This window comes from Enterobacter cloacae complex sp. P1B (assembly GCF_014982345.1).
GTDB lineage: Bacteria > Pseudomonadota > Gammaproteobacteria > Enterobacterales > Enterobacteriaceae > Enterobacter > Enterobacter bugandensis.
Genome location: NZ_JADCLF010000015.1, coordinates 46,475 through 72,270, shown reverse-complemented (window position 1 = coordinate 72,270; position 25,796 = coordinate 46,475). Strand labels below are relative to the sequence as shown.

Below are 25,796 nucleotides of genomic sequence, written 5' to 3'. Positions count from 1 at the left end.
CGTCTCCGTTACACCTTTTCCACGTTCACGAGGAAGGCCTTAAACTCCGGCGTCTGCGTGTTCGCATCGCCGACGAACGGCGTCAGGGTGTTCGCAATGAACCCTTTCTTCGCCACGCCCTCATAGCCCCAGTGAATTGGGATGCCGATGGTATCCACCTGCTGACCGTGAACGTTCAGCGTGCGAATACGCTTGGTCACCACCGCCTTGGCCTTGATGTAGCCGCGGTTAGAGGAGACCTTCACGGTATCGCCATGGGCAATGCCGAGCTTGTTCGCCAGCTTCTCGCCGATCTCCACAAACTGTTCCGGCTGCGCGATGGCGTTAAGCAGCGCGTGCTTGGTCCAGTAGTGGAAGTGCTCGGTCAGACGGTAAGTGGTGCCCACGTACGGGAACTTGTCCTTTTTACCCAGCGCTTCAAAGTCGCCCTTGAAGATACGCGCTGCCGGGTTAGAGACCACGTTCGGGTGCAGCGGGTTGGTGCCCAGCGGCGTCTCAAACGGCTCGTAATGTTCCGGGAACGGCCCTTCCGCCATCTTATCGATAGCAAACAGACGGCCCATCCCTTCAGGCTGCATGATAAACGGCCCAACGTCGCTGCCTGGTGCGGCAGTGCTGTAGTCCGGAATATCCACGCCGCCCCATTTCGCGCCGTCCCACTTCAGCAGCTGACGCTTCGGATCCCACGGGTTACCCTGCGGGTCAGCGGAGGCGCGGTTATAGAGGATGCGGCGGTTCAGCGGCCATGCCCATGCCCAGCCCAGCGTATTGCCGAGGCCCGACGGGTCGGCGTTGTCGCGGTTGGCCATCTGGTTGCCTTTCGGCGTCCAGCTACCGGCAAAGATCCAGCAGCCGCTGGAGGTGGTACCGTCATCGCGCAGGTGCGCGAAGGTGCTGAGCTGATCGCCTTTCTTCGCCAGAACCGCGCCGGTGACCGGGTCGATAACGTCCGCCAGCGCCTTACCGTTGCTCTCCATGGCCACTTCTTCCGGCGCAGGATTTTCCGGCGTCGAGTAGTTCCAGGTCATGTTCAGCACCGGCTCAGGGTTCGCGCCGCCTTCTGCCGCATACATCTTACGCAGGCGTAAGAAGATGCCGGCCAGGATCTCGCCGTCGTTCATGGCGATGCCCGGGGCGTCCGCGCCTTTCCAGTGCCACTGCAGCCAGCGGCCGGAGTTGACGATAGAACCGTTCTCTTCCGCGAAGCAGGTAGACGGCAGGCGGAACACTTCGGTCTGAATCTTCGACGGATCGACGTCGTTCGACTCACCGTGGTTCTGCCAGAAGGTCGAGGTCTCGGTGTTGAGCGGGTCAATCGTCACCAGGAACTTCAGCTTCGAGAGAGACTCGACAACCTTGTTCTTGTTCGGGAACGACGCCACCGGGTTAAAGCCCTGGCAGATATAGCCGTTGACCTGGCCCTGATGCATCATTTCGAAGTACTGGAGAACGTCGTAACCTTTGTCCCACTTCGGCAGCCAGTCAAAGCCCCAGCTGTTTTCCGCCGTCGCTTTGTCGCCGTAGAAGGCTTTCATCAGCGAGACGAAGAACTTCGGATAGTTGCCCCAGTAGTTCACCTGGCCTTCGAGCAGCGGTTTTGGCGTGCTGGCCGTCAGGTAGGTCTGCAGGTCAGTCTGTTTCTCGCTTGGCAGGTTCATGTAACCCGTCAGGCTCTGAGACAGCAGGCCGAGGTCGGTCAAACCCTGGATGTTAGAGTGACCGCGCAGGGCGTTCACGCCGCCGCCTGCCATCCCCATGTTGCCGAGCAGCAGCTGAACCATCGCCATGGTGCGGATGTTCTGCGCGCCGATGGAGTGCTGCGTCCAGCCGAGTGCATACAGGAACGACGCGGTTTTGTCCTTCGCGCTGGTCTCCGCGATCAGCTCGCAGACCTTCAGGAAGTCCGCCTTCGGCGTGCCGCAGATGTTCTCAACAACGTCCGGCGTGTAGCGGGAAACATGCTCTTTCAGCAGGTTCCATACGCAGCGCGGGTGTTGAAGAGTGGTGTCGCGCTTCGCAAAGCCTTTCTCATCCAGCTCGTAGTTCCAGCTGGTTTTGTCGTACTTGCGTTTTTCCGCGTCATAACCGCTGAACAGGCCATCTTCGAAGTGGTAATCCTCACGCACGATCAGGCTGGCGTTGGTATAGGCTTCGGTGTACTCGCGGTTATATTTTTCGTTGGTCATCAGGTACAGCAGTACGCCTGACAGGAAAGTGATGTCAGTACCTGAACGAATAGGGGTGTAGAAATCCGCCACTGACGCAGTACGCGTAAAGCGGGGATCGATCACAATCAGTTTCGCACCGTTGTGGATTTTGGCTTCCATCGCCCAGCGGAACCCGACAGGGTGCGCTTCAGCGGCGTTACCGCCCATCACCACAATGAGGTTGGCGTTCTTGATGTCGACCCAGTGGTTGGTCATCGCACCGCGACCAAATGTTGGAGCAAGACTTGCTACCGTTGGTCCGTGTCAGACACGCGCCTGGTTGTCGACCGCGAGCATACCGAGTGCGCGCGTGAATTTCTGGGTTAAATAGCCGGTTTCGTTGCTGGAGGCAGAAGCACACAGCATCCCGGTGGAGAGCCAGCGGTTGACCGTGACGCCGTCGGCGTTCTTCTCAATAAAGTTGGCATCGCGGTCTTCTTTAATATGTTTTGCGATGCGGTCAAACGCCTCTTCCCAGCTGATTTGCTGCCATTTATCGGAGCCAGGTGCGCGATATTCCGGGAATTTCAGACGGCTTTCGGAGTGGATAAAGTCCACCAGACCGGCCCCTTTCGGGCACAGCGCGCCGCGGTTGACCGGATGGTCCGGGTCGCCTTCGATATGGAAAATAGACGCTTTGGCGTTTTTCGCACCGTCGCCGAGGCTATACATCAACAGCCCACAGCCGACGGAGCAGTACGTACAGGTGTTACGGGTTTCGCGGGTGCGCAGCAGTTTGTACTGCCGCGTTTCCGCCAGCGCTACGCCGGGCGCAAAGCCCAGTGCCGCCGCCGTGGTGCCTGCCATACCGCCAGCGCAGATCTTAAAGAACTGCCTTCTGCTGACCTGCATGGGTCACTCCTTGTTCGACATTGCTTATATATGTAGTTTTAACTTCGCGGTTGAGAATTGACCGCAAAGGAGAAAAATTTGCGTTAATCCCTCATTTCTCCGAGGGATATCATCAGAATACCACAATGTCGGTATACCTGTTCCAACGGCGTTAATACAAAGTGAACGTATTATCACTGTGTTGATTATAAAGTGTGACACTGATCACACTATAAGCTCTGCATGTTAAAGGTGTGTAGCGGGGGCCGGGTTGCACCTCTTCTTAATGAGTAGGACAATGAGTGTCGAAAAGTTGATCCATACTATGCGTAAGGCCTGCGGTTTATGCTGCAATAGCAGGCCTACTTCCGTGGTTGTTCAGGAATACCGCTGTGTCTAAACAAAACCGTGCTACCCGCTCATCGCCACTGCCTGCGGGCATTGTGGAAATGTCGGTACGCAGACCGCCCCGCATTACCCATGCCACACCCGATTTTCTGGCTGAAGAAGTGCCCGTTGCCCTCGTTTACAACGGTATTTCGCACGTGGTGATGATGGCCTCACCCAAAGATCTCGAACTGTTCGCCATCGGTTTTTCCCTTTCGGAAGGCATCATTGCGCACCCGCAGGAGATCTACGGCATGGACGTGGTTCAGGCGTGTAACGGTCTTGAAGTGCAAATCGAACTCTCCAGCCGCCGCTTTATGGGGCTGAAAGAGCGCCGCCGCGCGCTGGCCGGGCGTACAGGGTGCGGTGTCTGTGGTGTTGAGCAGCTTAATGATATTGGCAAGCCCGTTGCGCCACTGCCGTTTACCCAGACCTTCAATCTGGCGCATCTCGACCGTGCGCTGGAAAATCTCAACGATGTTCAGCCCATCGGCCAACTGAGCGGCTGCACGCACGCGGCGGCGTGGGTATTGCCGTCAGGAGATATTGCTGGAGGGCATGAGGACGTGGGCCGCCACGTCGCGCTCGACAAGCTATTAGGCCGTCGTGCGGGGGAGAGCGATCTCTGGCAGCAGGGCGCGGCGCTTGTTTCCAGCCGCGCCAGCTATGAGATGGTGCAGAAGTCCGCGATGTGCGGCGTGGAAATTCTGTTTGCGGTGTCGGCGGCAACCACGCTGGCGGTGGAGGTGGCGGAGCGCTGCAATCTGACGCTGGTGGGGTTCTGCAAGCCGGGCAGGGCGACGATTTATACCCATCCGCAGCGGTTAATGGTTGATCAGTAATTTTGAATGATAATAGCAAATCCTTCCGCTTTTAGTTGTTCAGGATGAGGGCTAGTATTTATCTCATCAAGGCACGGTGCCTTACCTAAACAACTTAATGAAAGGGTTTATATCATGAAAAGCATCAAAACTTTTGTCGCTGTAATCGCTCTGGCTGCTTCTTTCGGTTCTTTCGCTGCACAGACAGTGACCGCCTCTGCTTCCACCATTGATAGCGCAGAAGCGAAAATCGCGGCTCAGGCTCAGGAAGCGGGCGCGTCATCCTACAAAATTACCCAGGCGTTCACCGGTAACCGCGTACACATGACCGCTGAACTGAACAAATAATTTCGCTATACCGTCGAAAGAGCGCCCCTGGGGCGCTTTTTTAATTTATACCCGCCAGACGTAGCAGCGCCGTCACCACCGCCGCCGCGACGATCACCACAATTAACGGCATTTTTCGCCATGCCAGAAACACCGCGAACCCCACGCCCAGCACGCGCGCCATGCCCGCAAAATGTTCCCCTTCATAAAACGTGGTCGCCAGCGCGACGGAGAACAGCAAAACGGTAGCCGCATCGGAAAGCAGCGCCTGCGATCGTTCAGAGAGAGCCAGCCGGTTGCCCAGCTTTGCCCCGCCGAGACGCATCAGGTAGGTTCCGGCAGAAAGAATGGCGATGCCGAGAATAAAAAACGTCATGTTTCCCATTATTTTTTCCTCGCAGCGAGACCGAGTAACGAGAGCAGAACCGGTAAACCCACCGGGGCAAACGGCACGGCAGCCAGTGATAGCGCGGCACCGCTGCAGGCGCGGATCAGCGTGGTACGGTTCTTAAACGCGGGTACCACTAACGCCAGCAGGATCGCCGGAAACACCGCGTCCAGCCCGATGGTCTCCGGGTCCGGCAGCAGTTTACCGACCATGGCACCCAACAGTGCCCCCACCGGCCAGATAATCGCCACACCTAAACCGCACAGCCAGTAGGCCGCTTTACGCTGCTCGGGCGTTTTTTGCGACAGGCCAAACACCACGCTTTCATCGTTCATGATGTGACAGCCGAGATAGCTCAAACCCCGTTTGCCCACCAGTTCACGCACCGTCACGCCAAACGGCACATGGCGCGCGTTGACCAGCAAACCGGCGGCCGCTGCCGCCAGCGGGTTACCTCCGCTTGCCACAATGCCGATAAACATAAACTCGGATGCGCCCGCCAGCACCGTGAGGGAAAGCGCAAACGGCACCCACAGCGGAAAACCGTAGGCCATCGCCAGGGAGCCGTAAGACATGCCGACCACGCCTACCGCGAGGCAGACCAAAATTATCGCTTTTATCGTGTCGCCTTTCAGGCAAGAGAGGGGATTCTTCATATCATTTTAGCCATATCGAACGTATTTCCATTATAATGAACGCATCAAAATCGTTTTACAAGATGAACGAATCGTTCGTTATAGAGAGACAGAGGCCGTTTTTATGACGCAGCCAATCAGCGTGATCGCCAAAAGCCTGGTGCGGGAACGCCTGCGAACCGGGCTGTCACTGGCGGAAATTGCCCGCCGTGCCGGGATCGCCAAATCTACGCTTTCTCAGCTGGAGTCTGGCAACGGCAATCCTAGCCTGGAAACGCTCTGGTCGCTTTGCGTGGCGCTGGATATCCCGTTTGCCCGGTTACTGGAGCCGCAGCAGCCCGTCACGCAGGTGATCCGCCGTGGCGAGGGCACCAAGGTGGTTGCCGGGCAGGCAAACTACGAGGCGATTTTGCTGGCGGCGTGTCCGCCGGGCGCGCGTCGTGATATCTATCTGCTGCTGACGCAGCCGGGCGCAGACCGTATTTCCCAGCCGCATCCGCCGGGGTCGGTTGAGCATATTATCGTGACCCAGGGGCGGGCGATGGTCGGCCTGATCGACGCGGCGGAAGAACTCGGCCCGGGCGATTACATTTGCTACCCTGCCGATCAGCCGCATATCTTTAAGGCGCTGGAGCCAGACACCCACGCCCTTCTGGTGGCGGAACAAAATTAACGAAGATACGGAAAATCATGTCGCTCAAAGCCATTGCTAAAGAATTGGGGCTGTCCGTCACTACCGTCAGCCGCGCCCTCAACGGGTATGACGATGTTTCTGCTGAGACGCGCGCCCGCGTGGAGGCGGAGGCCCAGCGCCGTGGTTACCGACCTAATACGTTTGCGCGCCGCCTGAAGATGGGCAAAATTGATGCCGTCGGCCTCGTTTTTCCCGTGCATCCTGTTCCGCTCAATAACAGCGTTTTTATGGACATGGTCGGCGAAATTAGCCACGAACTGGCGCGACATGAGATCGACCTGCTGCTCATCGCCGACGATGATCTGGCGGATAAGCACAGCTATATGCGCATGGTGCAAAGCCGCCGCGTGGATGCGCTGATTGTGGCCCATACGCTGGATCGCGATCCGCGTCTTGAGCAGCTTCAGGCCGCCGGTTTCCCCTTCCTGGCGCTCGGCCGCAGCCAGCTGCCGCAGCCGTACGCATGGTTCGACTTCGACAACTATGCTGGCACGTACCAGGCCACCCGCTGGCTGATTGAGAAAGGCCATCAGCGCATCGCCCTGCTGGGCGAAAGCAATAATCAGGCATTCATCACCCAGCGGCGACAGGGCTACCTGGACGCGCTGCGGGAAGCCGGGCTCTCCAGCGAATGGCTGCGCGCTATGCCCCCTTCGCGCCGCGTGGGGTATGCCACCACGAAAGAACTTCTCTCCCTGCCGCAGCCCCCCACGGCCATCATTACAGACTGCAACACCCACGGCGATGGCGCGGCGATGGCGCTGGCGGAACTGGGCCGCCTGACAGGCGAGAACGCCGTTGCGCTGGTGGTTTATGACGGACTTCCGCAGGACAGCATCGTTGATGCTGACGTGGCGGCAGTGATCCAGTCCACTCGTCAGGGCGTCGGGAAACAGATTGCCGATATGGTGCGCCAGCTGATTAACGGCGACGACGTCGAACGGCTCCAGGTGCTCTGGCAGCCCGAATTCTTCCCGGGCCAGACGGCCTAAACCGCGTAAATTTCCAAACCCGATCACAGATCCGAAACGTTTTGGTTTGCATCCGAAACGTTTCGGATCAACACTCAAGGCATCCCGACGACAGGAGATGTCTGATGCAAGATGCCATTTTACGACTCGAAAGCACCACGATTGATGTGGTGATAAAAACCCAACCGTTCGCCGAAATTCTCTACTGGGGGCCGCACCTTCAGCACTTTTCGCCGCAGAATGTCGCTACGCTGGCGCGGCCGGTGGCAAACGGCAGGCTGGATGTGGACTCCCCGGTAACGCTGATGGCCGAGCTGGGGCACGGGCTGTTTGGCTCGCCCGGTATTGAGGGACATCGCCATGGGCTGGACGGTTCCCCGGTGTTTAAAACCACGCAGGTGCAGCAGGACGTAAACAGCCTGACGATAACCGCCGAAGATGAATGCGCGGGACTGCGTCTGACCAGCGAGCTGACGCTGGAGGCCAGCGGCGTGCTGGTGGTGCGCCATGGAGTAACCAACCTGAAAGCGCTGGCGTGGCAGGTGGACCGATTCGCCGTCACGCTGCCGGTGGCCGAGCGCGCGCAGGAGGTTATGGCCTTTCACGGACGCTGGATCAGGGAATTTCAGCCGCACCGCGTCACGCTTGAACACGACAGCTTTGTGATTGAAAACCGTCGGGGTAAAACGTCCCACGAACATTTCCCGGCGCTGATCGCCGGTACGCCATCGTTCAGCGAAATGCAGGGCGACGTCTGGGGCGTGCATTTGGGCTGGAGCGGCAACCACCGCCTGCGCGCGGAAGCGAAAACCGATGGTCGCCGTTATATACAGGCCGAAGCGCTCTACCTGTCGGGTGAAATGGCGATTGAAGAGGGCGAAACGCTCTGGACGCCGCGCCTGTATGCCAGCTACTCCCCGCACGGGCTGAACGGCATGAGCCAGCAGTTCCACCACTACCTGCGCGACAGCATCATCCGCTTCCCGGAAAACAAACCGCGCCCGGTACACCTCAATACCTGGGAGGGGATCTACTTCAGCCACGATCCGGAGTACATCATGCGCATGGCCGATGAGGCCGCCGCGCTGGGCGTGGAGCGCTTTATCATTGACGACGGCTGGTTCAAAGGCCGCAACGACGACCATGCCGCGCTGGGCGACTGGTACCTGGATGAGAAAAAATACCCGAACGGCCTGACGCCGGTAATCAGTCACGTTAAACGGCTCGGCATGGAGTTTGGCATCTGGATCGAGCCGGAGATGATTAACCCGGATTCCGATCTCTATCGCGCGCATCCTGACTGGGTGCTGGCGCTGCCGGGCTATCCCCAGGCGACCGGACGACACCAGCTGGTGCTCAATCTCAACATCCCGCAGGCCTTTGATTACCTGGTGGAGCGCATGAGCTGGCTGCTGGGCGAGCATGCGGTTGACTACGTGAAATGGGACATGAACCGCGAATTGGTGCAGCCCGGGCACAACGGTAAAGCCGCCGCCGACGCGCAGACCCGCCAGTTTTACCGCCTGCTGGACGTGCTGGGCGAGCGTTTTCCGCACATTGAATTTGAATCCTGCTCCTCCGGCGGGGGGCGAATCGATTATGAAGTGCTGACCCGCAGCCACCGCTTCTGGGCTTCCGACAACAACGACGCGCTGGAGCGCAACACGATCCAGCGCGGCATGAGCTACTTTTTCCCGCCGGAGGTGATGGGGGCGCATATCGGTCATCACAAATGTCACGCTACCTTCCGCCAGCACAGCATCGCTTTCCGTGGGCTGACGGCGCTGTTTGGGCACATGGGGCTGGAGTTGGATCCGCTCACCGTCGATGCGCAGGAGCGTGAGGGCTATCGCCATTATGCCGCGCTGTATAAGCGGTGGCGTGAGGTGATTCATCACGGTACCCAGTGGCGCGTGGACATGCCGGATGCCACCACGCTGGCGCAGGGTATAGTGAGCGAAGACAAAACGCAGGGGCTGTTTATGGTCAGCCAGCTCGCGATGCCGGATTACACCCTGATGATGCCGCTGCGCATGCCGGGGCTAGACGCCAGCGCGCAGTACCGCATCACGCTGCTGGATCACCCGAACATTCAGATCACGGGCGAGGGCGGGCACACCATGCGCAAGCTGCCGGCGTGGATGGAAGCTCCGCAAACGGCAAGCGGCGAATGGCTGATGCGGGCGGGTATTGCGCTGCCGATTCTGGATCCGGAAACCGCCATTCTGATTGGCGTAGAACGCGTGTAAAGGTGACGGGCCGGGCAACCGGCCCTCCGTTGAGGATAAAAATAATGAACACAACAACCTGTACCCACAAAGACAACCCCAATTTCTGGATCTTCGGGCTGTTCTTCTTTCTCTACTTCTTCATCATGGCCACCTGTTTTCCGTTCCTGCCGATCTGGCTGTCGGACATCATCGGTCTGAACAAAACCCATACCGGGATTGTCTTCTCCTGCATCTCGCTATCGGCCATTGCCTTCCAGCCGGTGCTGGGCGTCATTTCGGACAAGCTGGGGCTGAAAAAACACCTGCTGTGGATAATCTCGGTGCTGCTGTTTCTGTTCGCGCCGTTTTTCCTGTACGTCTTCGCGCCACTGTTGAAAACCAATATCTGGCTGGGCGCGCTGAGCGGCGGGTTGTATATCGGCTTTGTTTTTTCAGCCGGATCCGGGGCCATTGAGGCCTACATTGAACGCGTGAGCCGCAACAGCCTCTTTGAATACGGCAAGGCGCGCATGTTTGGCTGCCTCGGCTGGGGGCTGTGCGCCTCAACGGGCGGCATCCTGTTCGGCATCGACCCGTCGTATGTTTTCTGGATGGGATCGGCGGCGGCGCTTTTGCTGATGCTGTTGCTGGTGGTCGCGAAACCGAAACCCAACCAGACGGCGCAGGTGATGAACGCCCTGGGCGCGAACCAGCCGCAGATCACCGCTAAAACCGTGTTCAACCTGTTCCGCCAGCGCAGAATGTGGATGTTCATCCTGTACGTGATTGGCGTGGCCTGCGTGTATGACGTTTTCGACCAGCAGTTTGCCACCTTCTTTAAAACCTTCTTCGCCACGCCGCAGGAAGGGACCCGCGCCTTTGGTTTTGCCACCACGGCGGGGGAGATTTGTAACGCCATCATCATGTTCTGCTCGCCGTGGATCATTAACCGCATCGGCGCGAAGAACACGCTGCTGATCGCCGGGGTGATTATGGCGACGCGCATTATCGGCTCGTCGTTTGCCACCACTGCCGTGGAGGTCATCGCCCTCAAGATGCTGCACGCCCTGGAAGTCCCGTTCCTGCTGGTGGGGGCATTCAAATACATTACCGGAGTGTTTGATACGCGCCTGTCGGCCACAATCTATCTGATTGGTTTTCAGTTTGCCAAACAGTCGGCAGCGATTTTCCTCTCCGCCTTTGCCGGGAATATGTATGACCGGATCGGCTTCCAGGAGACGTACCTGATGCTGGGCTGTTTCGTGCTGGCGATTACGGTGGTGTCGGCGTTTACGCTGAGCAGCAGGCGGGAGATTGCTGCACGAAGTAACACGGTGGAGGCGAACCAGGCATAGGCGCTGTAAAACGACGAAACCCACCAGAGGTGGGTTTCATAAATCGCTTTGCCTATGGTGTACGCAACCAGAACCTATAAAAAGGGGAAGTAGACAGTACAGGCTTTCAGGACCAAATTCTAACGGTTGAAGGATCCACCGTCAACTGTATCTACAGGTCTATGGTATGCTTCGGCACATCGTTCTGGGAGCACGAATAAATGCCGCAAGCTACTAATTATAAACCGATTTTTTCATTGATCTCATCAATACGTCTGGACGGATATCGCACAACGTTTCGTCCGAATAATGAATGCGAATTATACGGCATATACATCTGGTCTCAGCATGCAGCAGCGTCCATTTATCCTCTCCTCCAAAACCTTGAGATCTCTTTAAGAAACGCCGTCGACAGAGAAGCCAGGGTGAGATTTGGCGATATGTGGTGGGAAACGATTCACTGCACAAAAGACCGGGATGAGTGTCATTTCTATAAAAACATCGAAAAGGCTCAAGAGTGCCTTACCCGGGAATGGCGCAAAAAAGAGATGAGACGCAGGCGAGGAGCTTATGCTCAGGTGCAACCGGTCCCGGAATGGAGTCACGATCGTATTATTGCCTCAACGGATTTTAGTACCTGGCATTATGTTTTGAATAATGAGTTTAACGCTCCCGCGCCGCGAGATAACCACGGGTATTTATGGCCAAAATCATTGAGTAAAGTCTTTAAAAATTACGCCAGAATCAACACGAACCCGCAAAAAGTCAGAAAAACGCTGATCGATCTCATCTTTGAACTGAGAGAGTATCGCAACCGTATTTCCCATCACGAACCTGTCTGGGTTAAAGCGCCAAACGTGAATGACGCAAGAACGGCGATTGATACGATAAGAGTCAAGATAAACAAGATTGAACTTATCATCGAAGCCCTTGATATTAATCTGCTTAAGGTGATGAAAAAGGTAGGGCTGTTTGAGAATGCCAGACGCGTTTGCTCACTAGAAGAGCTCAATATCTATCGTTATACGAAACCGTTTTGTGCGTTATCGCCCGAGCAGATTGCCGTTATCGAACAGTACTGTCACGATGCGAAAGAGAGGAACGAAACCATCATCTGGGAGCATGATACGGTAGTTTATGGATTGAGAACCTTGCGCTAAAAGCAGGTGACGCGTGCGTTCCATCACCTGCTTTGCCGTTACGCTAAGTAAAACACCTCTTTCAGTTCCGAACTCACCGGGCTGTTATCCGGGTTCGACGGCATGACGTCAGCCATATATTTCCACCAGCGCTGGCACACGTCGGTATTCGCCACCGCGTTCCAGCGCTCCTCCGACTCAATCTCCACCGTCGCAAACAGCAGGTTGCGTTCTCTGTCGAGATAAATGGCGTAGTGGTGCGCGCCGTGGGCTTTCAGCACCGCTTCCAGTTCGGGCCAGATCGGATTGTGGCGACGCGCGTACTCCTCGTGCGCGTCCGGGTTTATCTGCATCACAAACGCTTTGCGGATCATAATGCCTCCAGGTACAGCTCGCGGACCTCGTCGCGGCTGGCGGTGCGCGGGTTGCACGGCGCGCACGGATCGGCGAGGGCTTTATCCAGCCAGCCTTCGATATCGGCTTTGGTGACGCCGAGCTGGCTGAAGCCAGACGGAATGCCGACGCGGGCGCTCAGGTCACGAATCGCCTGAATGGCGGACATGCTGGCGGCTTCATCGCTCATCCCGCGGGTATCGACGCCCATTGCCTGCGCCACGCGGGCAAAACGCGCGACCGCGTTCGGGCGGTTAAAGTTTTCGATGATCGGCAGCAGGATGGCGTTGCACACGCCATGCGGCAGGTTGTGCGTTGCGCCCGGCTGGTGCGCCAGAGCATGTACCAGCCCCAGCCCGGCGCTGTTAAACGCCATACCTGCCAGGTACTGACCAAACGCCATCTGCTCGCGCGCTTCCAGGTTATGACCGTCGTCGACCGCTTTCGGCAGCCAGAGGCTGATCAGGCGAATCGCTTCCAGCGCGTTGGCATCGGTCAGCGGGTGCGCGCCAACGGACACGTAGGCTTCAATGGCGTGCGTTAACGCATCCATACCGGTCGCGGCGGTCACGGAGGCCGGAATATCAAGCATCACGCTGGCATCGTCCACGGCAATATCCGGGATGATGTTCGGGTCGATAATCACCTCTTTCACCTGACGCGCGGAATCGATGATCACCGCGTTGCTGGTCATCTCTGCCGCGGTGCCTGCGGTAGTGTTAATCGCCACCAGCGGCACGCCTGCATTTTTCACCTTGCCGACGCCGGAGTAATCGGTAGACGGGCCTGGATTAGCGGTGAGGATTTTAATCGCCTTGGCGGTATCAATCGGGCTGCCGCCGCCAAAGGCGATGATGTAATCACACTCCGCGTCCCGGTAAGCCGCAAATCCTTTTTGCACCAGCGCTTCCGTCGGGTTCGGAAACACCTCATCGAACAGTTGACATGACATTTGATGGGCGTCCAGCGCGGTAAACAGGCTGTCGAGCAAGCCCAGTTTCACCAGTTGGCCGTCGGTGACAACCAGCGCTTTGCCCCACTGCCTGGTCGCTACCAGGTTGACCATATCGCCGATTGCACCCGCGCCATGCAGGCTAATTTTGGGAAGTGCCAACATAAAGCTCATGATAATTCTCCTTAACTATCGCCTGTGGCGTTACGCGTATAAATCCAGGGCCGACTGCATCGGGGTAACGCCAAAACGTTTGCCCAGCGCGATCAGCTCTTCCCGGGTGATGGTCTGCTTCATGCCGCCCATGGAATAGACCTTCACCAGCACCTCCGCGGATTTCTCGGCGGTGTCGATCAGGCCGAAGGTTTCATCCAGCGTCGGGCCGCTGCCGAAGACGCCGTGGAACGGCCACAGCACCAGGGCGTGCTTTTGCATATCCGTCGCGGTCGCCTGACCGATTTCGTCGGTACCCGGCACCATCCACGGCAGAATACCGACACCGTCCGGGAAGACCACCAGGCATTCGGTACTGCCTTCCCACAGCTTGCGGGTAAAGAAATCAGAATTATTTTCCAGCACGTAGGTCAGGGCGATCAGGTTAGTGGCGTGGCAGTGCATGATGACGCGGTCTTTGCCGTCAGTCGCCTTGATGCGCTCGCAGTGGGAGAGGAAGTGCGCCGGCAGTTCAGAGGTCGGCACCGCGTCGTCCGTTAGCCCCCACAGAATGTGGTATCCCGCGCCGTCGCTGTCTACCCTCACGACGCCGAGATTGGCTTCCGGGTCCAGTTGAACGTTACGGAAGAACTTCCCGGAACCGGTAACGATAAACGGCGTGTTGGCGAGCAGCGGCATCGGCTGACTCAGGGCAATATAGCGCGGCTTCTGGTGAAAATCGGCGGCGTACGGCTCGATGTCCGCATCGTCCAGGCGCAGCGTGAGGTTGCCGCCGTTGCGCTCGTCCCAGCCCTTCAGCCAGGCGTCGGAGGTGGCTTTGATCATGCCCTGGACGAACCAGGAGGTGGTGATGGTCTGCATACAGTGTTTCCTTTGAAAATGCCGGGTGGCGCTACGCTTACCCGGCCTGCTTTTACCTGTAGGCCCGGCATGCAATGCGCTGCCGGGCGATATTTTTTACTGACGAGCGGCGAGCACGTCTTTCTCATACGCCCGCACGTTGTCCAGCCACTGGCTGCCAGCAGGCGCATCGTGACGCTGGCAGTACATCTCCCATACCGCCTGCCACGGCAGGGATTTTTGCTCCTCCAGCAGCGCCAGACGCGCGGTGTAGTCGCCGTTTTCTTCAAGCTGTTTCAGCGCAGCAGTCGGCTCCAGCAGAGCGCGCAGCAGCGCTTTCTTCATGTTGCGGGTGCCGATAACCCACGCCGCGATGCGGTTGATGGAGGCGTCAAAGAAGTCGAGCCCGATGTGCACGCGGTCATACAGATCGTGGCGGATGATTTCGCTGGCAATCGCCTGGGTTTCGTCGTCCAGCAGGACCACGTGGTCGCTGTCCCAGCGCACCGGACGGCTGACGTGCAGCAGCAGGCGCGGCACGTAGAGCATGGCGGCGGAAATTTTGTCGGAGATGACTTCCGTTGGATGGAAGTGGCCAGCATCCAGGCACAGCGCGGTCTGGCGGCTGGTGGCGTAACCCATGTAGAACTCGTTAGAGCCGACGGTGTAGCTTTCTGCGCCAATGCCGAACAGCTTGCTCTCCACCGCGTCGATATGGTGCGCCGGATCAAGCTTCTCGCTGATGGCTTCATCCAGAGCGGCCAGCAGGCGCTGGCGTGGCGCCAGACGGTCAACGGTGATGTCCTTCATGCCGTCCGGGATCCAGATATTCATCACCGACGGCGTGCCGAGCTGCTCGCCGAAATACGCCGAGACGCGTCGGCTGGCTTTGACGTGGTCGATCCAGAACTGCCGGATTTCGTCGTTTGCGTGTGCAAGGGTAAACCCGTCCGCGCTCAGCGGGTGCGAGAAGCAGGACGGGTTAAAATCCAGTCCCAGCCGGTTGGCCTTTGCCCACTCCACCCAGTTCTTAAAGTGTTCTGGTTTGATTTCGTTACGCGCGACCGGCGCGTCGGATTCGAGATAAATCGCGTGCAGGTTCAGCCGTTTTGGCCCTGGGATCAGGCTCAACGCCATTTCAAGATCCGCACGCAGTTCGGTGGCGTTGCGCGCTTTGCCCGGGTAGTTACCCGTTGCCTGAATGCCACCCGTCAGGGAACCGCCCGGATCCTCGAAGCCGGCAACGTCATCACCCTGCCAGCAGTGCATGGAGACGGGCAGACGGTCGAGCTGGCGCAGCGCCTCTTCGACATCCACGCCGACGGCGGCGAAACGCTGTTTAGCCAGGTCCCAGGCTTGTTCAAGTTGAGTGGTCATGCGCAAAGCTCCTTAGTCAGTCGTTTTTGCTGAAACTGCGCCCGGTAGCGGGCAATGTCATGGCAGGGATTGGGGGTGAAGGTGGTCAGGCTGTTATTCGCCGTCACCACCGAACGGAAATCGTCGACGTTTGATAGTTCGTCCAGCGTCATCAACTGAATGCCAATGTTGCCGAGCGTGGAAGCCTCTACGGGGCCTGCCACCACCGTAATGCCGCAGGCATCGGCGCAGAGCTGGTTCAGCAGCTGGTTCTGGCAGCCGCCGCCCACGATGTGCAGCTGGCTGAACGGTTTACCGCGAAGGCTCGCCAGCTCGCTCAGGATGTCGGCATAGAGCAGGGCGAGGCTGTCAAAAATACAGCGCGCCAGCTCGGCGGGGCGGGAAGGTACCGGCTGCCCCGCGTCAAAACAGGCGGCCTGGATTTCGGCGCTCATGTGCACCGGGTTAATAAAGCGGTCGTCGTTCGGGTTAATCAGGAAGGTGCAGGCCTTCAGCTTTTCGGTTTCCGCGATAAGCGCGGACAGGTCGGTGACGTTCTGCTCTTTCAGCACCCGCTGGAGCAGCCACAGGCCCATGATGTTCTTCAGCACGCGGTAGCGTCCTTCGGCACCGCCTTCGTTGGTGATATTGGCGGCCAGCGCGGCGTCGCTGGTGTAAGGCGTTTTGCTCTCAAAACCCATCAGCGACCAGGTGCCGGAGGAGAGATAGGCCGCGTCTTTGCTGGCGAGCGGCGAGGCAATGACCGCGCTTGCGGTGTCGTGACTGGCGACGGCGACAACGGGAATTTCATTCCCCTGCGGGCAAATCCACTGGCCGATCACATTGCCCGGATGGGTTGGCGCGCCGAACCAGGACGGCGAGGCGCCCGTCCATGCCAGCAGGTGTTCATCCCAGTTATCGGTGTTGATATTGACCAGCTGCGTGGTGGTGGCGTTGGTGTATTCCCAGTTCATGTTGCCGGTCAGACGATAGCTTAAGTAGTCCGGGATCAGCAGCGCATGCGCCACCTTTTCAACCAGCTCTGGCTGTTGCTCCACCAGCGCGCGCAGCTGGTACAGCGTGTTAAACGGCAGAAACTGAATGCCGCTGCGACCATAGATGTTCTCCTTGCCAAGCTGCGCGATGGCGTGCGCCATCAGCCCATCGGTGCGGCTGTCGCGGTAGGAAACAGGCAGGCCGACGCGTTCGCCGTGGCTGTCCAGCAGCACGTAATCCACGCCCCAGGTATCAATGCCGATACTGTCGATGCGGATACCGTTTTCGCAGACGTTGTGAAGTCCGGTGCGGATCTCCGCCTCCAGCGCATCGATATCCCAGGTCACAAAACCGTCCTGTTTTTGCAGACAATTGGCGAAACGGTGCATTTCGCGAAGCGTAAGGGTGTGCTGGTCACAGTCCCAGGTGGCGAGCATTACACGGCCGCTGGATGCGCCTAAATCGACAGCCACACAATGGCGAAAAGTCATGGTCGGGTCCTTTCTTAAGTCATTAGCGATGAGTGTAAGAAAGGGAAGAAATAGCCACCTTCTCTCCACTGACAGCCCATATCTCGCGCTGGCAAGAAAGCAAAGGTGAACGTGAGGGAGTTCACAGTTTCCAGTAATGGCGGGGTTTGCAGGCAGTGTGACGCTGACCGCATTTCCCGATCTTTCCGCCTGTTTCTTGAAAAATCGGCAGCTTTTGCGCGGTTTACTGTCAAAAATTTAAGGTGAGCGTGGAGGGCCTTAATTACTATTTTGAGAACTTTTCTCATTGGTGGGGGCCGTTATGACCGTACTGCACAGCGTCGATTTTTTTCCTTCGGGGGCTTCTCCCGTCGCGATTGAGCCACGGCTTCCTCAGGCTGCGTTCCCGGAGCATCATCATGATTTTCATGAGATTGTGATTGTTGAGCACGGAACAGGCATCCACGTATTCAACGGTCAGCCGTATACCATCAGCGGCGGTACGGTGTGCTTCGTGCGCGACCACGACAGACACCTGTATGAACATACCGACAACCTGTGTCTGACCAACGTGCTCTATCGTTCCCCGGACGCGTTCCAGTTTCTCTCCGGGTTGAATCAGCTATTGCCGCAGGAGAAGGACGGCCACTACCCGTCGCACTGGCGGGTGAATCAATCCACGTTACAGCAGGTGCGTCAGCTGGTGAGCCAGATGGAGCAGAGCGAGGACGGGCAGGAGACGCACGCGATTGCCACCCGCGAGCTGCTGTTTATGCAGCTGCTGGTGCTGCTGCGCCGAAGCAGCCTGGTGGAAGGGATGGAAAATAATGACGCACGGCTGAACCAGCTTATGGCCTGGCTGGAAGATCATTTCGCTGAAGATGTCTGCTGGGAAACGCTGGCGGACGACTTTTCGCTCTCGTTGCGCACGCTGCATCGTCAGCTCAAGCAGCATACCGGGCTCACGCCGCAGCGTTACCTTAACCGTCTGCGCCTGATCAAAGCGCGTCACCTTTTACGGCATACCGACGAAAGCGTTACGGAAATTGCTTATCGCTGCGGTTTCGGCGACAGTAACCACTTTTCGACGCTATTTCGCCGGGAATTTAGCTGGTCGCCGCGCGATATTCGTCAGGGGAAAGACGCGTTGCTTCAGTAACGCGAGGGCAGTCACCGTTTTCAGGCCGCAAAAAAGCTAATAATGCCCGGTTATTCGCCGTAGAGGTTGTGGTGTGGCCGCTCAGTTAATTCTTCGCAAAGATGATTTTTTTGCCTCCGCGAGTCAGGCCGTCGCGGTGGCCGACCGTTACCCGCAAAATGTCTTTGCCGAGCACACCCATGACTTCTGCGAGCTGGTGCTGGTGTGGCGCGGCAACGGCCTTCACGTCCTCAACGACCGGCCCTACCGCATCACGCGCGGGGATCTGTTTTACATTCGCGCCGAAGACAAACACGCCTACGCCTCGGTTAACGATCTGGTGTTGCAGAACGTCATCTACTGCCCTGACAGGCTTAAACTGAATGTCGACTGGGCGAGCAACATTCCGGGCATTCTGAATGCCGGAGGCGAACCACACTGGCGCTTAAGCAGCAGCGGCATGGCTCAGGTTCGACAGACGATTTCCCAGCTGGAGCAGGAGAGCCAGAAGAGCGACCCGGTGGCAAACCAGATGTCGGAGCTGCTATTCGCTCAGCTGGTGATGACCCTGAAGCGTCATCGTTACGCCACGGATAATCCCTCCGCCACCACGCAGGAAGCGCTGCTGGATAAGCTGATCGCCCGGCTTGCGGGCAGTCTGAACAAGAGTTTCGTACTGGAAAAATTCTGCGAGCAGGAGCAGTGCAGCGAGCGCGCGCTGCGCCAGCAGTTCCGCACCCAGACGGGGATGACGATAAACCATTACCTGCGCCAGCTGCGCATCTGCCACGCCCAGTATCTGTTACAGCATACGGAGCTGATGGTCAGTGAAGTGGCGATGCGCTGCGGCTTTGAGGACAGTAACTACTTTTCGGTGGTGTTTAACCGTGAGGTGGGGATGACGCCGGTTCAGTGGCGTCATCGCAGTCGAAAAGCAGCGTAATCAGTTCGCCATGCCGAGGCCGACGATATTGGCCGCAATGATAATCACCACGCAGCCCAGGCTCAGTACGCCAACCGGACGACGTCCGGCGTTGTTCCACTCCTTCAGCACCAGCCCAACCAGACCGCCGCACAGCACGTAGAAGCTCATGTGCAGCATCCAGCTTATGTAGTCGTACTGCGGCGGAATGCTGGCGTGGCCCCAGGCGTAGAAGAAGAACTGCAGATACCACATCAGGCCGCCGAGCGCGGAGAGCAGAACGTTGGTAAGGATCAGCGGTTTTGCCAGCGAGAAGTCGGCTTTTACCGACAGGTTCTTCACTTTTGCCAGACGAATGAAGCAGAAACCGAGGTTTACCAGCGCGCCGCCGCCCATGATCACCACATAGCTTGGCAGGGCAACATACAGCGGGTCAACGCCCAGCGCCGCAGCGGCGTCGTGCATCGGTTTGGCGGCGTTCATGGCGAACGACATGCCCGCCGAGAAGACCCCGCACATCACCGCCAGCAGCAGCCCTTTCTTCAGGTTGAACTCTTCGGCCCTGATGCCCATCTTGCGTTCTTTTAGCTGGCCTGCGCGGGTGACGATCCCCACGCCGATCACCGCCACCAGCACGCCCAGCAGCGTCATCCGGCCGCCCTGGGTGTTGATCAGCACGTCGAAATGGCCGTTAAGAATGGGCGTCATCAGGGTGCCCACTATCAGCGTAATGCCAATCGCGATGCCGATACCCATCGACATCCCGAGGTAGCGCATGGTCAGGCCGTAGTTGATGTTGCCGATGCCCCACATCGCGCCGAACAGGAATACCGGCAGCAGGGTGGAGGCGTTGAAGGAGGAGAAGTAGCCCCAGAAATCGGGCAGCAGCATGGCGCTGATTGTCCACGGCAAAATCAGCCAGGACACGGTACCGCCAACGGACCACATGGTTTCCCACGACCAGCCTTTCACCTTTTTGAACGGGGCATAGAAACAGGCTGCACTGGCTGCGCCTATTAAATGCCAGAAGATACCCATCGTAATCGCATGATTCATTTTTACGTCCTCATCGTTTTTATAGCCGGAGGCTTCCCCCCGACTTGATGAGTGTAAAAATTAGGCTGTTCAGGAACCTTCAGAAGGTTGCCGCACTTTTGTTTTGAATGGCAATCAGCACGTTAAGCGCGTGAGCAGACTCACAATTCTTTTATTTCTCAAAAACCGAATAACCTTATAAAAACTACGGCATTGATAATCATTTTCAATATCATTTAATTAACTATAATGAACCAACTGCTTACGCGGCATTAACAGCTGTGCCGCCCGACAATAATGGAGAGGATTATGAGTTATACACTGCCATCCCTGCCGTATGCCTACGACGCACTGGAACCGCATTTCGACAAGCAGACGATGGAAATCCATCACACTAAACACCACCAGACCTACGTGAACAACGCGAATGCTGCGCTGGAAAGCCTGCCAGAGTTCGCTAATCTGCCTGTTGAAGAGCTGATCACCAAGCTGGACCAGCTGCCAGCAGACAAGAAAACCGTACTGCGTAACAATGCGGGCGGTCACGCTAACCACAGCCTGTTCTGGAAAGGCCTGAAAACCGGCACCACCCTGCAGGGCGACCTGAAAGCGGCTATCGAGCGCGACTTCGGTTCCGTAGACAACTTCAAAGCGGAATTCGAAAAAGCCGCTGCAACCCGCTTCGGCTCTGGCTGGGCGTGGCTGGTTCTGAAAGGTGACAAGCTGGCAGTGGTTTCTACTGCTAACCAGGACTCCCCGCTGATGGGTGAAGCGATCTCTGGCGCATCCGGTTTCCCAATCCTGGGTCTGGACGTGTGGGAACACGCTTACTACCTGAAGTTCCAGAACCGTCGCCCTGACTACATCAAAGCGTTCTGGGATGTCGTGAACTGGGACGAAGCAGCAGCGCGTTTCGCCGCTAAAAAATAAGGTTGCATTGACGCCTGTGAGAAGCGAGTCTGATGACTCGCTTTTTTTGTATCTGCGTAATGGAGGCAGCGATGCATTACCCGGTGAACGTGTTTACAGGCAAGGTAAGGGAGTACGACGGCAGCCGCCCGAGCGCCATCGCCAAAGTGCAGGTTGACGGTGAGCTGTCGCTGACCGAGCTCGGGCTTGTGGGCGACCAGCAGGCCGAAAAGAAAATCCACGGCGGGCCCGATCGCGCGCTGTGCCACTATCCGCGCGAGCACTATCAGCACTGGAAAACCGAATTTCCTGAGCAGGCGGACCTCTTCGTCGCGCCCGCGTTTGGCGAAAATCTCTCAACGGAAGGGCTGACGGAAAAGAACGTCTTTATTGGCGATATTTATCGCTGGGGCGATGCTCTGATTCAGGTGACGCAGCCACGCTCGCCGTGCTTCAAGCTCAACTACCATTTCGGGATTCAGGTTATGTCGGCCCAGCTGCAAAACGCGGGTAAAACCGGCTGGCTGTACCGCGTGGTGCTTGCAGGACAAGTATCTGCGGATGCCCCGCTTGAGCTCGCGTCGCGTTTGAGCGACGTGTCCGTTTACGACGCCTGCGCGATTGCCTGGCATATGCCGTTTGACGATGAACAGTATCATCGCCTGCTGTCGGCGGCGGGGTTGTCTACCAGTTGGACGAGAACGATGCAAAAGCGGCGTATAAGCGGGAAGATCGAGAGTAGTTCGCGGAGATTGTGGGGGAAATAGGTTCCGTAGAAAGTAGGCCGGGTAAGGCGAAGCCGCCACCCGGCACATACCGTTACGAACGCTTATACAGCGGTAGCCACAGCGTTAACCGCAGCCCGCCCAGCGGGCTGTCGTCGGCTTTCACCCAGCCGCGGTGCTGCTGCATGGCGGTTTCTACAATCGCCAGCCCCAGCCCCGTGCCGCCAGACTCACGGTCTCGCGCTTCGTCGGTACGGTAGAACGGACGGAAAATCTGCTCGCGATCTTCCGGGCTGACGCCAGGACCGTCGTCATCAACAATGACGGTGATCCCGTCTTTATCCACCGAAAACGCCACTTCAATCTTCGTGTGCGAGTAGCGCAGGGCGTTACGCACGATATTCTCCAGCGCGCTTTCCAGCGCGTTGGGGTTACCGTACAGCGGCCACGGGCCCGGCGGGAAGTTGACGGTGAACGATTTACCCATCTGCTCCGCTTCGAACGCCGCGTTGTCCAGCACCTCGTGCCACAGGTGATTGGCTTTCACCGTTTCGCTCACCAGCGCGTTTTTCTGCTGGTTGCGCGACATCACCAGCAGATCGTTAATCATGCTGTCCAGACGGTGCGCTTCCGTTTCAATACGCTCCAGCTCTTTGCTTTCCCCGCTGCGGCGACGCAGCAGGGCGGTGCCCAGCTGTAAGCGCGTGAGCGGCGTACGCAGTTCGTGCGAGATGTCCGACAGCAGGCGTTGCTGGGCCGTCATCATCCGATCAAGCGCGCTGACCATCTGGTTAAAACTGGTGCCGGCGGCCAGGAACTCCTGCGGCCCGGATTCCAGCTCCGGATGCTGTCTGAGATTGCCTTGTGCCACTTCGTCCGCCGCGTTTTTCAGCTTACGCGCCGGTTTCGCCAGGCTCCACGCCAGCCATAACAGCAGCGGGGAACTGACCAGCATCGTGACGATCAGCAGCAGAAGCGGACGGTCAAACAGCAGGTTGATGAAGTCGGACTGGGAACTGCTCGCAGGGCGAATCAGGTAGAGCTGGTAGTTATCTTCCCCATCCCGTACCGAGAAAGGGCCGACCATCTCTACCCGACCATATTTCTTTTTCTGTGGGTGATCGGCGTTATCCGCCTGGCCAATAAAGTTGCGGATGATCTGCATTTCATTGCGATCGGCGCCAATCACGCGGCCTTCGCTGGTAACCAGCAAAAGACGTTGTCCTGGCGGCGCCCACTTGTCGATAGCGCGAAACAGCCTGCGCCACCACATTAAATCGTTCGGCGGATCGTTTGCCAGCTCCGCTTCCACGTGCTGCTCGATCATCACGCCCTGACGTTGCTCGCTGTCGAGAAGCTCCGTCATCTGGCGTGAGTCGAGTTTTGGCAACATCAAAACGAGCATTAAAACCAGTGCCAGCGTCAGCCAGAAGATGGCGAAGATGCGGGCGGTTAAGCTACCTATCATGAAGCAGAAACCATCAGATAACCGCGACCACGCAGGGTTTTAAACCATGGGTGACCGTCTTTACGCTCCGGCAGCTTGCGGCGCAGGTTAGAGATGTGCATGTCGATGGCGCGGTCAAACGGCGTGAGGCGTTTGCCCAGCACTTCCTGGCTTAAATGTTCACGCGATACCACCTGGCCAAGATGTTGCGCCAGTAGATACAGCAGTGTGAACTCGGTGCCAGTAAGCTCCAGCGTCTGGCCGTCGAAGCTTGCTTCCTGACGGCCCGGGTTCAGGCTCAGGGAGTCCACTTCCAGCGTTGGCGAGCTGTTGTCGGTATTCTGCTGCTGCTCGCTCCAGTGGGAACGACGCAGGATCGCGCGAATACGGGCCACCAGTTCACGGTCGTTGAACGGCTTCGGTAAATAGTCATCCGCACCCAGCTCAAGGCCGAGAACGCGGTCAAGCTCGCTGCCGCGGGCGGTCAGCATGATAACGGGGGTCTGGTGTGTCTGGCGAAGCTCTTTCAGCGTATCAATACCGTTTTTCTTTGGCATCATTACGTCGAGCAAAAGTAGATCGATGCTGTCGTCAAGGAGACTCAGCGCCTGCTCGCCATCATGGGCAACCAGGACGTTGAAACCTTCCATGTCGAGCAACTCCTTTAAAAGGGATGTGAGCTCTCGGTCATCGTCAACTAACAGGATTTTATTCATTGTTTAAATACCTCCGAGGCAGAAATTACGACATCAAGGCTATCTAATCCATGACTTTACGTTGTTTTACACCCCCTGACGCATGTTTGCAGCCTGAATCGTAGACTGTCTCTCGTTGAATCGCGACACGAAAGATTTTGGGAGCAAGTGATGCGCAAAGTTACCGCTGCCGTCATGGCCTCAACGCTGGCGTTCAGTGCGTTTAGCCAGGCTGCTGTAGCTATCATCGGCGATAACGGTTCCTCGCAAGAGGGCGCAACGCAGCACAGCAGCCAAAGCCATATGTTTGACGGCATAAGTTTAACCGAACATCAGCGTCAACAGATGCGAGATCTGATGCAGAGGGCACGACACGACCAGCCCCCTGTTAATGTTAGCGAAATGGAGACAATGCATCGCCTTGTCACCGCAGAAAATTTTGACGAAAGCGCTGTTCGCGCTCAGGCCGAAAAAATGGCACAGGAACAGGTTGCCCGCCAGGTAGAAATGGCGAAGGTCCGCAACCAGATGTTCCACCTGCTAACGCCCGAGCAACAAGCGGTTTTGAATGCCAAACATCAGCAGCGTATGGACCAGCTGCGTGAGGTTGCACGGATGCAGCGAAGCTCAGAAGCGACGTTTTTCAGTAGCAATAGCAGTACCCGTAGTAACCAGTAAACCCTGTTTTCCTTGCCATAGACACCATCCCTGTCTTCCCCCACATGATGTGGGGGTTTTTTTTGCCCTGCATTCTGATTTGTTAACCGTTTATTCATCCTTTGCCTCCCCATGCTTCCGTTATACTAGCGGCATGACATGACAGGAGCGTTTATGAATCAATCCTATGGAAGGCTGGTAAGCCGGGCTGCCATTGCGGCGACCGTCATGGCCTCTGGCCTGCTGCTGATCAAAATCTTTGCCTGGTGGTATACCGGCTCGGTCAGTATTCTGGCGGCGCTGGTGGATTCACTGGTCGATATCGCCGCCTCGCTAACCAATCTTCTGGTGGTGCGCTACTCACTGCAGCCGGCGGATGAAGAGCACACGTTTGGGCACGGCAAGGCGGAGTCGCTCGCGGCGCTGGCGCAAAGTATGTTCATTTCTGGCTCTGCACTGTTCCTGTTTTTGACCGGTATTCAGCATCTGGTTTCGCCTTCACCGATGAACAATCCCGGTGTCGGCGTGGTCGTCACGGTCATTGCACTTATAAGCACACTTGTTCTGGTAACGTTCCAGCGCTGGGTCGTTCGCAAAACGCAAAGTCAGGCCGTACGGGCGGATATGCTTCATTATCAATCTGATGTTATGATGAATGGGGCTATTCTTATTGCACTCGGTCTGGCCTGGTATGGCTGGCATCGGGCCGATGCGTTGTTTGCGTTAGGGATTGGTATCTATATTTTATATAGCGCCCTGCGGATGGGGTATGACGCGGTGCAATCACTGCTCGATCGCGCTCTTCCGGACTCAGAACGTAACGAAATTTTTTCTATCGTGACCTCCTGGCCCGGCGTCAGCGGTGCACACGATCTTCGAACGCGGCAGTCAGGGCCGACCCGCTTTATTCAGATTCATATTGAAATGGAAGACAACCTGCCACTGGTACAGGCTCACGTTATTGCTGAGCAGGTCGAGCAGGCGATTTTGCAGCGTTTTCCTGGTTCAGACGTCATCATTCACCAGGATCCCTGCTCGGTTGTACCCGGACATGTTGGGCTTTCGTAATTCGTTGTAAAAAAGTGAGCCAGGCCAGCATTTTGTGTATAAATTACCGCCATTTGGTCTGACCTGAATCAATTC

Annotated in this window: 24 protein-coding genes; 13 read left to right on the top strand and 11 right to left on the bottom strand. The window is 57.3% G+C overall.

Translation table 11 applies throughout. From position 1 onward, the window contains the following. Window positions 1-8 precede the first annotated feature (8 nt). Window positions 9-3,059, bottom strand: coding sequence for a formate dehydrogenase-N subunit alpha (gene fdnG, locus INF77_RS18445; RefSeq protein WP_120266897.1), 3,051 nt, complete (start codon window positions 3,057-3,059; stop codon window positions 9-11). Between the two features lie 371 nt (window positions 3,060-3,430). Here fdnG and fdhD point away from each other — a divergent pair, with 371 nt between their 5' ends. After that, entirely contained in the window at window positions 3,431-4,267 is an 837-nt protein-coding gene (gene fdhD, locus INF77_RS18440; protein ID WP_028014870.1) for a formate dehydrogenase accessory sulfurtransferase FdhD, read from the top strand. 114 nt (window positions 4,268-4,381) lie between these two features. After that, the gene (locus tag INF77_RS18435; RefSeq protein WP_041911778.1) at window positions 4,382-4,594 is read left to right on the top strand and encodes a DUF1471 domain-containing protein; all 213 of its coding nucleotides are present in this window, start codon (window positions 4,382-4,384) and stop codon (window positions 4,592-4,594) included. A 40-nt stretch (window positions 4,595-4,634) separates the two neighbouring features. On the opposite strand, the gene INF77_RS18430 is transcribed toward INF77_RS18435, so the two are convergent. Both INF77_RS18430 and INF77_RS18425 read right to left on the bottom strand, forming a co-directional pair. Next, window positions 4,635-4,958: an AzlD domain-containing protein gene (locus tag INF77_RS18430; protein WP_028014868.1), complete on the bottom strand. Its 324-nt coding sequence runs from the start codon at window positions 4,956-4,958 to the stop codon at window positions 4,635-4,637. Continuing rightward, window positions 4,958-5,617 carry an AzlC family ABC transporter permease gene (locus INF77_RS18425; protein ID WP_193532476.1) on the bottom strand — a complete coding sequence of 220 codons (660 nt, stop codon included), beginning with the start codon at window positions 5,615-5,617 and terminating at the stop codon, window positions 4,958-4,960. The genes INF77_RS18430 and INF77_RS18425 overlap by 1 nt, the downstream gene beginning before the upstream one ends. A 103-nt stretch (window positions 5,618-5,720) precedes the next feature. Here INF77_RS18425 and INF77_RS18420 point away from each other — a divergent pair, with 103 nt between their 5' ends. The 5 genes from INF77_RS18420 to INF77_RS18400 all read left to right on the top strand — a co-directional run bounded on the left by INF77_RS18420 (window position 5,721) and on the right by INF77_RS18400 (window position 11,965). Then, entirely contained in the window at window positions 5,721-6,269 is a 549-nt protein-coding gene (locus tag INF77_RS18420) for a helix-turn-helix domain-containing protein (RefSeq protein WP_003861973.1), read from the top strand. A gap of 17 nt (window positions 6,270-6,286) precedes the next feature. Further along, a complete protein-coding gene (locus tag INF77_RS18415; RefSeq protein WP_193532477.1) occupies window positions 6,287-7,282 on the top strand; it encodes a LacI family DNA-binding transcriptional regulator in 996 nt (331 codons plus the stop codon). Window positions 7,283-7,386: 104 nt separating this feature from the next. Beyond that, a complete protein-coding gene (locus INF77_RS18410; protein ID WP_193532478.1) occupies window positions 7,387-9,510 on the top strand; it encodes an alpha-galactosidase in 2,124 nt (707 codons plus the stop codon). A 44-nt stretch (window positions 9,511-9,554) separates the two neighbouring features. Beyond that, entirely contained in the window at window positions 9,555-10,826 is a 1,272-nt protein-coding gene (locus tag INF77_RS18405; protein WP_192972064.1) for an MFS transporter, read from the top strand. A gap of 200 nt (window positions 10,827-11,026) precedes the next feature. After that, window positions 11,027-11,965 (top strand): Abi family protein, encoded by a 939-nt coding sequence (locus INF77_RS18400; protein WP_193532479.1) that lies wholly within the window; start codon window positions 11,027-11,029, stop codon window positions 11,963-11,965. A gap of 38 nt (window positions 11,966-12,003) precedes the next feature. Here the strand turns inward: INF77_RS18400 and rhaM are convergent, their stop codons facing one another. The 5 genes from rhaM to rhaB form a co-directional block, all read right to left on the bottom strand. After that, on the bottom strand, window positions 12,004-12,318 hold the full coding sequence (gene rhaM / locus INF77_RS18395; RefSeq protein ID WP_193532480.1) for an L-rhamnose mutarotase: 315 nt from the start codon (window positions 12,316-12,318) through the stop codon (window positions 12,004-12,006). Further along, window positions 12,315-13,463 (bottom strand): lactaldehyde reductase, encoded by a 1,149-nt coding sequence (fucO, locus tag INF77_RS18390; RefSeq protein ID WP_193532481.1) that lies wholly within the window; start codon window positions 13,461-13,463, stop codon window positions 12,315-12,317. Before fucO ends, rhaM begins: the two co-directional genes overlap by 4 nt. 30 nt (window positions 13,464-13,493) lie before the next feature. After that, window positions 13,494-14,324: a rhamnulose-1-phosphate aldolase gene (gene rhaD / locus INF77_RS18385; protein ID WP_045260243.1), complete on the bottom strand. Its 831-nt coding sequence runs from the start codon at window positions 14,322-14,324 to the stop codon at window positions 13,494-13,496. A gap of 96 nt (window positions 14,325-14,420) precedes the next feature. Then, a complete protein-coding gene (gene rhaA, locus INF77_RS18380; RefSeq protein ID WP_063437464.1) occupies window positions 14,421-15,680 on the bottom strand; it encodes an L-rhamnose isomerase in 1,260 nt (419 codons plus the stop codon). Continuing rightward, entirely contained in the window at window positions 15,677-17,146 is a 1,470-nt protein-coding gene (gene rhaB, locus INF77_RS18375) for a rhamnulokinase (RefSeq protein WP_193532482.1), read from the bottom strand. Before rhaB ends, rhaA begins: the two co-directional genes overlap by 4 nt. 301 nt (window positions 17,147-17,447) lie before the next feature. Here rhaB and rhaS point away from each other — a divergent pair, with 301 nt between their 5' ends. Together rhaS and rhaR are read left to right on the top strand one after the other, a co-directional pair. Beyond that, a complete protein-coding gene (gene rhaS / locus INF77_RS18370) occupies window positions 17,448-18,284 on the top strand; it encodes an HTH-type transcriptional activator RhaS (protein WP_041911785.1) in 837 nt (278 codons plus the stop codon). Window positions 18,285-18,357: 73 nt separating this feature from the next. Next, window positions 18,358-19,206, top strand: coding sequence for an HTH-type transcriptional activator RhaR (rhaR, locus tag INF77_RS18365; protein ID WP_193532483.1), 849 nt, complete (start codon window positions 18,358-18,360; stop codon window positions 19,204-19,206). Here the strand turns inward: rhaR and rhaT are convergent, their stop codons facing one another. Then, a complete protein-coding gene (rhaT, locus tag INF77_RS18360; protein ID WP_045630604.1) occupies window positions 19,207-20,241 on the bottom strand; it encodes an L-rhamnose/proton symporter RhaT in 1,035 nt (344 codons plus the stop codon). Window positions 20,242-20,529: 288 nt separating this feature from the next. On the opposite strand from rhaT, the gene sodA reads away from it, so the two are divergent. Both sodA and yiiM read left to right on the top strand, forming a co-directional pair. Further along, complete coding sequence (sodA, locus tag INF77_RS18355; RefSeq protein WP_003861999.1) at window positions 20,530-21,150, top strand: superoxide dismutase [Mn]; 621 nt, start codon at window positions 20,530-20,532, stop codon at window positions 21,148-21,150. Between the two features lie 71 nt (window positions 21,151-21,221). Further along, window positions 21,222-21,896: a 6-hydroxyaminopurine reductase gene (gene yiiM / locus INF77_RS18350; RefSeq protein WP_193532490.1), complete on the top strand. Its 675-nt coding sequence runs from the start codon at window positions 21,222-21,224 to the stop codon at window positions 21,894-21,896. Window positions 21,897-21,948: 52 nt separating this feature from the next. Here the strand turns inward: yiiM and cpxA are convergent, their stop codons facing one another. Together cpxA and cpxR are read right to left on the bottom strand one after the other, a co-directional pair. Then, a complete protein-coding gene (gene cpxA / locus INF77_RS18345; RefSeq protein WP_003862003.1) occupies window positions 21,949-23,322 on the bottom strand; it encodes an envelope stress sensor histidine kinase CpxA in 1,374 nt (457 codons plus the stop codon). Then, window positions 23,319-24,017: an envelope stress response regulator transcription factor CpxR gene (gene cpxR / locus INF77_RS18340; RefSeq protein WP_006179159.1), complete on the bottom strand. Its 699-nt coding sequence runs from the start codon at window positions 24,015-24,017 to the stop codon at window positions 23,319-23,321. The genes cpxA and cpxR overlap by 4 nt, the downstream gene beginning before the upstream one ends. Before the next feature lie 150 nt (window positions 24,018-24,167). Here cpxR and cpxP point away from each other — a divergent pair, with 150 nt between their 5' ends. Both cpxP and fieF read left to right on the top strand, forming a co-directional pair. Then, entirely contained in the window at window positions 24,168-24,674 is a 507-nt protein-coding gene (gene cpxP / locus INF77_RS18335) for a cell-envelope stress modulator CpxP (RefSeq protein ID WP_028014854.1), read from the top strand. A gap of 153 nt (window positions 24,675-24,827) precedes the next feature. Next, complete coding sequence (gene fieF / locus INF77_RS18330) at window positions 24,828-25,721, top strand: CDF family cation-efflux transporter FieF (protein ID WP_028014853.1); 894 nt, start codon at window positions 24,828-24,830, stop codon at window positions 25,719-25,721. Window positions 25,722-25,796: the final 75 nt, after the last annotated feature.